The organism is Aeromicrobium sp. PFPM2_SD2, assembly GCF_057364525.1.
The window spans coordinates 1-2,229 of record NZ_JBNFNZ010000407.1 but is presented as its reverse complement, the minus strand read 5'-3'; the positions used below and the strand labels follow the sequence as shown (position 1 = coordinate 2,229).

Below are 2,229 nucleotides of genomic sequence, written 5' to 3'. Positions count from 1 at the left end.
GCAGACCGCCGCCGACGGTGACGCCGATGACCGCGTTGAGCGCCATGCCCGCCGACGAGCCCCGGCCGCGACGCCGAGCAGCCCGGTGCGCACGCCGTCGCGCACGACCAGCCGCCGCTCCTGGGCGACCGACGAGCCGAGCAGCCGGCGCAGAGCGACGTCGCGGGCCCGGGACGCCGTGACGACGGCGTACGCGTTGGTGAGCACGGTCGCGCTCACCACGACGGCGACGACGAGGAAGCCCGTGCCCAGGATGGCCAGCACCTCGCGCGACCCGTCGCCGGTGAAGCCGTTCTCGCGCGAGAGGCGGCCCAGCATGACGATCGTCGTCAGCAGCACCGTCGCGTACGCGGTGACCAGTGCGACCACCACCAGGCTCGTGACCGAGCCCGCACCCCGGCGCCTCACGACGCCCGCACCAGGTCGAGCATCGTCCGCGCGATGGCCTCGTCCCCGGCGTCCTCGAGCGCGTCGACGACGCGGCCGTCGCGCAGGAAGAGCGTCCGGTCCGCGTGCGAGGCGGCGGTCGCGTCGTGGGTGACCATGACGACGGTGCAGCCGAGGTCGCGCACGAGCTGGCCGAGCAGGCCGAGCACGGCCCGTCCCGTCGCCACGTCGAGGTTGCCGGTCGGCTCGTCGGCGAAGACGACCGCGGGCGTGCGCACCAGGGCGCGGGCGGATGGCCACGCGCTGCTGCTGGCCGCCGGACAGCTCGTGCGGCAGCCGGTCGAGCAGGCCGTCCAGCCCGAGCCGGTCAGCGAGCGTCGCCTCCCACGCGCCGTCCGGGCGCACGGGCGGACGCTCGAAGGACAGCGGCAGGCGCAGGTTCTCGCGCACGGTCAGGTCGGGCACGAGGTTGAAGGACTGGAAGACGAAGCCCATGCGCCGGCGGCGGACGGTCGTGAGCGCCTCGTCGTCCAGCTGGGTGAGGTCGTCGCCGTCGAGGAGCACGCGGCCCTCGGTCGGCTGGTCCAGGCCGGCGAGCAGGTGCATGAGGGTGGACTTGCCCGAGCCGCTCGGGCCCATGACGGCGATGAACTCGCCGGCGCCGAGGGACAGGTCGATGCCGTTGACGGCGTGGACGACCTGGGGACCGGACCGGTAGCTGCGACGCAGGCCGTGCGCCTGCAGGACGGGTGTCGTGATCATGTCCCCGACGCTAGGGACGGCGGCACCCCGGCCACATCGGTCCGCGGTACCGACCGGCTCGTCCCGCGGTACCGACCGTCCCCTACGCCAGGAGCCCGTGCTCGTGCGCGAAGACGACCAGCTGGACCCGGTCGCGCAGGCCGAGCTTGGCCAGGACGCTGCTGACGTGGGTCTTCACGGTCGACTCGCTGAGGTGCTCCGCGGCCGCGATCTCGCCGTTGCTCAGGCCACGTCCGGCGTGGACGAAGACCGTCCGCTCGCGCTCGGTCAGCCGCTCGAACTCCGGCGGGACGGGCGCACGGGGCGCGGCCGGTCGAGCAGGGCGGCGGAGGTCGCCGGGGGTCAGCACCGCGTTGCCCGCGTGGACGGTCCGGATCGCGGCGCACAGGAACTCCGGCGTCGCGTCCTTGAGCAGGAAGCCGCTCGCGCCGGCCCGGATGGCCCCGGCGGCGGCGTCGTCCAGGTGGAAGGTCGTCAGCACCACGACCCGCAGCGGGCGGGTGCGGGCCTGCACCCGGGCCGGCTCGAACAGCGCGCGGGTGGCCTCCACGCCGTCCATGACCGGCATGCGCAGGTCCATGAGGACGACGTCGGGCTGCGTGCGCTCCACGACGGCGAGCGCCTCGCGACCGTCGCCGGCCTCGCCCACGACCTCCATGTCGGGCTGGGCGTCGATCGCGACGCCGACCCCGGCCCGGAACAGCGCCTGGTCGTCGACGAGCACGAGGCGGATCGGCTCGCTCACGCCGCACCCCCGTGGGGCAGGAAGGCCTGGGCCCGGAACTCGTCCCCGTCGCGGCGCAGCAGCAGCGAGCCGCCGACCTCGGCCAGACGCGCCCGCATGCCGACCGTGCCGTATCCCGGCACCGTCTCGGCGTCACGGTCGACGACCGGGTTGCGGACGACCACGCGCAGGCCGTCGCCGGACCAGCGCTCGTCCAGGCGCACCGGTCCGGGCGCGCCGTGGCGCACGGCGTTGGTCAGCATCTCCTGCACGACCCGGGACCGGACGTGCTCGACGGCCTCGGGCAGCGGCCGGGGCTCGCCCTCCGTGTCCGGACCACCGGCGTCCGGTCGCCT

At 75.1% G+C, this 2,229-nt stretch carries 3 protein-coding genes; all 3 read right to left on the bottom strand.

What is annotated here, in order from left to right; translation table 11 throughout:
- Positions 1 to 1,149: ABC transporter ATP-binding protein (locus AC2W7G_RS14325; protein WP_485869028.1), on the bottom strand; the 1,149-nt coding region annotated here is incomplete at its 3' end.
- An 82-nt stretch (positions 1,150 to 1,231) separates the two neighbouring features.
- On the bottom strand, positions 1,232 to 1,894 hold the full coding sequence (locus tag AC2W7G_RS14320) for a response regulator (RefSeq protein WP_485869027.1): 663 nt from the start codon (positions 1,892 to 1,894) through the stop codon (positions 1,232 to 1,234).
- Positions 1,891 to 2,229: sensor histidine kinase (locus AC2W7G_RS14315; protein WP_485869026.1), on the bottom strand; the 339-nt coding region annotated here is incomplete at its 5' end. The genes AC2W7G_RS14320 and AC2W7G_RS14315, both read right to left, overlap by 4 nt.